Source organism: Aneurinibacillus danicus (genome assembly GCF_007991215.1).
In the GTDB taxonomy this organism is placed as follows: domain Bacteria; phylum Bacillota; class Bacilli; order Aneurinibacillales; family Aneurinibacillaceae; genus Aneurinibacillus; species Aneurinibacillus danicus.
The window spans coordinates 1-6,129 of record NZ_BJXX01000002.1 but is presented as its reverse complement, the minus strand read 5'-3'; the positions used below and the strand labels follow the sequence as shown (position 1 = coordinate 6,129).

General features: G+C 47.6%; 7 protein-coding genes and 1 riboswitch. All 7 genes read right to left on the bottom strand.

Features of this window, described 5'->3' with window-relative positions; all coding sequences use genetic code 11:
• Window positions 1-60 precede the first annotated feature (60 nt).
• On the bottom strand, window positions 61-909 hold the full coding sequence (locus ADA01nite_RS00120; RefSeq protein ID WP_218029512.1) for a MetQ/NlpA family ABC transporter substrate-binding protein: 849 nt from the start codon (window positions 907-909) through the stop codon (window positions 61-63).
• 150 nt (window positions 910-1,059) lie between these two features.
• Window positions 1,060-1,173: riboswitch (SAM riboswitch) on the bottom strand.
• An 83-nt stretch (window positions 1,174-1,256) separates the two neighbouring features.
• The gene (locus ADA01nite_RS00115; RefSeq protein WP_146807859.1) at window positions 1,257-1,985 is read right to left on the bottom strand and encodes an HAD family hydrolase; all 729 of its coding nucleotides are present in this window, start codon (window positions 1,983-1,985) and stop codon (window positions 1,257-1,259) included.
• A gap of 44 nt (window positions 1,986-2,029) precedes the next feature.
• Window positions 2,030-2,494, bottom strand: coding sequence for a tRNA (uridine(34)/cytosine(34)/5-carboxymethylaminomethyluridine(34)-2'-O)-methyltransferase TrmL (gene trmL / locus ADA01nite_RS00110; RefSeq protein ID WP_146807858.1), 465 nt, complete (start codon window positions 2,492-2,494; stop codon window positions 2,030-2,032).
• A gap of 113 nt (window positions 2,495-2,607) precedes the next feature.
• Entirely contained in the window at window positions 2,608-3,546 is a 939-nt protein-coding gene (locus ADA01nite_RS00105) for an amidase domain-containing protein (protein ID WP_246147168.1), read from the bottom strand.
• A gap of 159 nt (window positions 3,547-3,705) precedes the next feature.
• Entirely contained in the window at window positions 3,706-4,242 is a 537-nt protein-coding gene (locus ADA01nite_RS00100; protein ID WP_146807857.1) for a methylated-DNA--[protein]-cysteine S-methyltransferase, read from the bottom strand.
• Window positions 4,243-4,307: 65 nt separating this feature from the next.
• Window positions 4,308-5,474 (bottom strand): tRNA epoxyqueuosine(34) reductase QueG, encoded by a 1,167-nt coding sequence (gene queG, locus ADA01nite_RS00095; protein ID WP_246147167.1) that lies wholly within the window; start codon window positions 5,472-5,474, stop codon window positions 4,308-4,310.
• Between the two features lie 20 nt (window positions 5,475-5,494).
• A complete protein-coding gene (rnhA, locus tag ADA01nite_RS00090; protein ID WP_146807856.1) occupies window positions 5,495-5,929 on the bottom strand; it encodes a ribonuclease HI in 435 nt (144 codons plus the stop codon).
• Window positions 5,930-6,129: the final 200 nt, after the last annotated feature.

Sequence of the window (6,129 nt, the reverse complement as noted above, 5' to 3'; positions counted from 1 at the left end):
GATTTTCACAGAAAAAGGCAAAGAGCGAATGGCTCTTTGCCTTTTTTGTCTTCCATATCATTAGAATACAGGAATAACCGCGCCTTTGTACTTCTCATCGATAAATTTCTTCACATCTTCGGATTTCAGTACTTCAATCAGCTTTTTGATTTCTTCACGGTTTTCGTCGCCTTCTTTAACGGCTACGATGTTCGCGAATGTCTTCGCCGCATCGGAATCTTTCTTCTCTACCGCGAGCGCCTGGTCGAATGTCAGACCACCTTCCATCGCGTAGTTTCCGTTTATAACTGCGTAGTCGACTTCGTTAATCGCGCGCGGCAGCATAGATGCCTGCATTTCTTTAATTTGGATGTTATGCGGATTTTCTACGATATCCTGCTTGGACAGGCTGTTCAGCTCTTTGCCCGGTGTCAGCTTAATCCAACCTTTGGACTCGATCAGTTTGAGTGCGCGCGCACCGTTCGACACATCGTCCGGAATAGCGATAACTGCGCCGTTCTTCGGCTCGGCCGCTTTTTCTTTACCAGGATACAGGCCCATCGGCTCTAAGTGGATGCCGTCTAATGCCTTAATGTGTGTGTTGTGCTTTTTGTTAAACTCATCAAGATACGGAACCGTTTGGAAGTAGTTCGCGTCAATTTGCTTTTCTTCAAGTGCAGTATTCGGAAGCACATAATCATCGAATACTTTTACTTCCATTTCTACGCCCTGCTCTTTCAATTTATCTTTTACATGTTCAAGAATTTCCGCATGTGGAACGGCGCTTGCTCCTACAACAATTTTCTTTGTTTCCTGCTTCTGATCACTACCGTCAGCTTTTTGGTCACTGTTATTGCCACCGCCTCCGCATGCTGCAAGCACACCGACAGTAAGCAGCAGAATCATTGCTACGATCCACTTTTTCATCATCTGTTCCCCCTCTTCACTACCAATTATCTTTTTATTTACTCGTGTGTCTAATCAAGTTGCTATTTGCACCACGTATGCGGGCCCTGCATACGTAATACAAAAAACCCTCTCCGGCAGACCAGAGAGGGTTTATTTCACATTTATACCACACTCTTATCTGTCAGGATAGAATATCCTGCTGGAATTGGCACAGCATTCTCCGTAACACGGAAAATCCGCTGCCGGGCTTCATCGGGCCAGTCCCTCCACCTCTCTCGATAAGCGAGATGCATATTTAGTTGCACTGAAAATTATATTACGCATCTTTTAAATACTTGTCAATTATTTTTTTAATAAAAGATATATTGTCAATCGCAAGAAAAAATTCCCGTACGATTGACAAGCTGATCATGCAGCTCTTTCAGCGTCCCATGCGCATCAACATGGTGCTGCGGTACACCTCGATCAATTTTGTAGTCTTCGACCAAAAATGTTTTCAATCCAACTTCTGCAGCCACCATATCCTGCTGCATATCGTTGCCGATCATAATTGCGTTTTCCGGTTTGATGCCGATACGCTCACAGATTTCCAGGAAGTATTTCGGATTGGGCTTGCAATAGTGTGACGTCTCAAAAATAGTAACATGCTCAAAGTCATTCTCTAGCAAACCGGCCCACTTCATACGCTCCCGAATGGCTATCCCCGGAAATACCGGATTCGTAGCAACAACCAGCCTGTAGCCCTGTTTTTTCGCTTCTTCTACTACTTTCAGCGCGTATGGATGCGGTTCAATATCTTCTTTCAGCAGCGGAAATTCTTCCGAATAAAATTTATCGAATAACGGCCAGATATCCCCCTGTTCCACACCGCACGCCGCAAGAAAATGTTCCCGAAAAATTTCTTCGTTCGTACGTTCCGCTCCAGCGTCTTTCATCATCTGCTTTGTCGCATTCCATACGGACTTGACCAGCAGCTCCGGATCGACGAGGTGGGCGGTATATTCCCCCAGCCGCTTCATATAACGGTTCAGAAACGCTTCCGTATCCAGCATCAGCAGCGTTCCGTCCAAATCGAAAAATATTGCTTTCTTTGCCATACAAAGCTCCCCTTCTTTCATCGTCTTATCTCCTGCTTTATCTTCTATTTCATACCGGGATATCCAATTTGCCTCAGCGCTTCATACAGTACAATCGCAGCGGTATTGGACAGGTTCAGCGATCGGGTTGCGTCTCCCATTGGAATTCGAATGATTTGTTCGGGATACTGCGAGAGGATATCCTGGGGAATACCCGTCGTTTCCTTACCGAAAACAAAAAAATCACCATCCCTGTACTTTACTTCGGAATGGTATTTGTTACCGCTCGTTTCGATAAAGAAAAAACGACCGTCCGAATGCTTTGCCGCAAAGTCAGCAAAAGACTGGTAATATGTAATGTCCACCGCGTGCCAGTAATCAAGCCCTGCCCGTTTTAAATACCGGTCATCTGTCGAGAATCCGAGCGGTTCAATCAAATGGAGCTTCGTACGGGTTGCGGCGCACGTCCGGGCCACATTGCCCGTATTGGCCGGAATTAACGGCTCATGCAGCACGATATTCAACGCCATTCACTTGTTCACCTCATGTTTTATCATAGCACAAAAATGCCAATCAACATACATGAACAGCCATTCAAACTATACCGAAGCAAGCTCCACAGAGCATCGTCCGGCTCCGTCCCTTATAAAATATGAAAAAATCGATATTGAATGTTCGGTGTATAAGCGGTTGAATCACGATAGTCCCAGTACCGGTGGCGGCTATTCGTCGTATGCGCGTTAACAAGCGGCATACCGCGGCCATCTTTAGCCACAACAATGGTGGAGTGCTGCCACCGTCCATCACCGTCAAAATCATAACAGATGACATCCCCAAGCGATAGCTGATCCGCACTCGATTTCGTCTCCGTTCTAATACGCCCCTTCTCCAAATACCAGCGAAAGCTATGGGCCACGGCCCAGCTAAAGCTCCAGAGTGCCGATGGACTGTTTCCGCCTCGATACCACCAGCCATTCGACCGGCTACCCGTCACCTGTAGAGGAATACCGCCCGCATACAGGCACTGGGAGATAAAATTCGTACAGTCTACATCAAAATGACGGAACTGCGGATTATAGTCATTCCACCACGCTTCCGCATACCGGATGGCCTGCAGACGATTATATGAATAGCTCTGATCTGTTTTCGTTTGCCGCTTGTCTTCAGCTTCTGTATTTTCATACTGATGAAAAACAGGGATGGCTGCTTCATGCGGAATTTTCTCTTCATGCACCACCAACCATTTATCCTGCGGGCGATGTAGAATCACACGCATCTGCATCTCTTTCTCCTGCTCATGCCACCTTCTTTCAAGTTGATAGGCGTACCATTCCCTCGCCTCAATCCGAACGACAACCTCATCTTCCATTTCTCTTTCTACCTGCAGGGTATGAATTTGCACTTTGCTTTTTATCGGACGTGCATTTCGTTGGTTCAACTGCTCCCAGCGGAAAGTGCTGTACCTTTTTACCCGCTTCGCCTGCTCCGCGCTTACACAATCGAAGAAATCATCTGTTTCTACAACCAATCCTTTCGTCCGGCACTCTAAATATTTCTCAAGTGCACTTCTCCAGGTTGTCATTATGCTTCCCCTTTCCGCAATCCAATGATTTCAAAATATGTATATGCGTCCGTAGAGCACGAATTCCCTGTAGCTTTCCTATACTTTCCCCCGTAAAAATAAAAGGGATGGCTGCACTTCGTATTAGAAGCGCCGTCATCCCTTCTTCTCTGTATATTCTTATGTCAAACCGACTTCCGATCGTTCCAACACACCTTCAAGCTGCAGTAAATGTTCTTTAATGTCCAATCCCCCGCCGTAACCGACCAGTGCGCCGTTCGAGCCGATAACCCGGTGGCAAGGAACGAAGATGGACAGCGGATTCTTATTGTTAGCTCCCCCTATGGCACGCACCGCTTTGGCTGCGTTAATTGCAAGAGCGATATCTTTATAGGATTTAGTTTCACCGTAAGGAATTTGCCGAAGCTGATTCCATACAAGCTTTTGAAACGGGGTGCCATATACGTCAAGCGGAAGGGTAAATTCCCGGCGCTCCCCTGCAAAATACTCGTCCAATTGTTCCGTCGCTTTGAGAAAGACCTCAGGTGCGTAGGTAATGTTCTCCGTATGGAGCCATTTTTTCGCCCACCGCATTAACGAGAGTTTCGTCGCATCTCCTTCGCCGAATTCCACCCAACATACCCCCGTGTCTGTTGCGGCCAACGTAATCGGCCCGAGCCGGCTTTGATATACGGTATAAAAAACTTCCGACTTCACCCAATCCCTCCCTTTTGCATCTTCTTATCATCTTACATCGGGCAAAAAGAAGAAATCCAGTATAATCATTCGACATTTTCCCGGCTTAGGAGCGCCTTTTCGATTTCTTGCCGGACCGTTTCTTCTTTTTCTCGGGTTTTCGCCTTTTTTAAAGCCAGAATGGCTTCATCACCGCCAATTCTCCCCAGCGCCCAGGCCGCCGTGCTTCTCAGCGCCGGTCTTTCGTCTTCTGTCAACACACGAATGATGTCCGGCACAGCACTTTTGTCTTTAAAGTGCGCAAGCGCCAGAATCGCGTTTCGCTGAATTGGCTTTTTGCCCCGCCAGGCACCGGAGGTACGTCCAAATGTGGATGCAAACTGCTTCTTGCTGATAGTGAGCAACGGTTTAAGCAGCGGCTTGGCCGCTTCCGGGTCCGGTGTAAATTCCGGATGATGCGTAAAATTGAGTTTCCGGTTTTTCGGGCAAACCTGCTGGCACGTATCACAACCGTACAGACGATTCCCGATAGCCGGCCGGAATTCTTCGGGAATTTCATCTTTCAACTGGGTCAAGAACGCAACACAGCGCTGGGAATTAAGCTGTCCTCCCTGCACAATCGCTCCTGTCGGACAGAAATCAATACAGAGCGTACAATCTCCACAATCTTCTATCACGGGCTGATCGGGTGGAAACGGAGCGCTCGTCAGCATTTCACCCAGGTATACCCATGAGCCAAATTCCGGGGTAATCAGCGATGTATTCTTACCGACCCATCCCAGTCCCGCGCGTTCTGCAACGGCGCGATCCGACAGCGCCCCGGTATCAACCATGATTTCTGTTCGGATACCGGGCACTTTCTCATGAAGGAATTGTTCCAGCTTCTTCAATCGGTCACGCAGTACGTGGTGATAGTCTTCCCCCCAGGACACACGCGCCATAATCCCCCGATAATTCCCTTGCTCTGACTTCGGCGGGGATTCCATGCGGGACGGGTAGGCCAAAGCAATCGCGATAATGGATTTTACTTCTGGCAGGGTATGCTCCGGATGTGCCCTTTTTTCGATGTCTTTCTCTTCGAAGCCTGACTCGTAGCCGAGTTCACGATGCTTATATAACCTCTCTTTTAATACCAGAAACGGGTCTGCCGCGGCAAACCCGATTTTATCAATTCCAATATCGTGTGCGTAGCGGATAACTCCTTGCTTTAGGCGGCTCCAATCCGTTGCTGTCATCTCATGCTGTTGTTCCATGCTGCCACCTCCTCTTCTTCTTACCGTCGCACAATGGCTCCTGTAGCCAGTTCATCGCAGCGGTTATTCAATTCATTGTCTGCATGGCCTTTGACTTTGATGTACTGGACATCGTGCACTTCCATAAGCGCAAGCAGCTCTTTCCACAGATCCTGATTTTCTACCGGCTGTTTTTTGCTGTTTTTCCATCCGTTCTTCATCCAGCCTTTATACCAGCCCTGCTGAAAACAGTTGACCATATAAGCGCTATCGCTGTGCAGCAAAACCTTGCAAGGCTCTTTCAGCGTCTTAAGCGCCTCTACTGCCGCCCTTAATTCCATGCGGTTATTGGTGGTATTGTCCTCACTGCCGCACATCTCTTTGCGATGTTTTCCGTACAGCAGTACGGCACCCCAGCCGCCCGGTCCCGGATTGCCGGAGCAGGCGCCGTCTGTATAAATAATAACCTCTTTCATTCTTGTCCCTCATTTTACGTAATTTAGTTTTAATCATAACCCGGTTTGAGGTTTAGATTAAGAGCTAAAACCCTAAATATATTATTAGTATATCAATTTCTCTCATCTTTTTGGCGAGCATGATAAAATATTAGAGGAACTCTTACGGCGTTTCAGCCGCAATCCCAACATAAAAATGAGGGGAAGAGCGGCTGACTTTT

What these genes read in the sequence shown, in the direction of transcription:
- ADA01nite_RS00120 (WP_218029512.1), bottom strand. Translation starts at nt 909, where the DNA reads ATGATGAAAAAGTGGATCGTAGCAATGATTCTGCTGCTTACTGTCGGT.
- ADA01nite_RS00115 (WP_146807859.1), bottom strand. Translation starts at nt 1,985, where the DNA reads ATGGCAAAGAAAGCAATATTTTTCGATTTGGACGGAACGCTGCTGATG.
- trmL (WP_146807858.1), bottom strand. Translation starts at nt 2,494, where the DNA reads ATGGCGTTGAATATCGTGCTGCATGAGCCGTTAATTCCGGCCAATACG.
- ADA01nite_RS00105 (WP_246147168.1), bottom strand. Translation starts at nt 3,546, where the DNA reads ATGACAACCTGGAGAAGTGCACTTGAGAAATATTTAGAGTGCCGGACG.
- queG (WP_246147167.1), bottom strand. Translation starts at nt 5,474, where the DNA reads ATGGAACAACAGCATGAGATGACAGCAACGGATTGGAGCCGCCTAAAG.
- rnhA (WP_146807856.1), bottom strand. Translation starts at nt 5,929, where the DNA reads ATGAAAGAGGTTATTATTTATACAGACGGCGCCTGCTCCGGCAATCCG.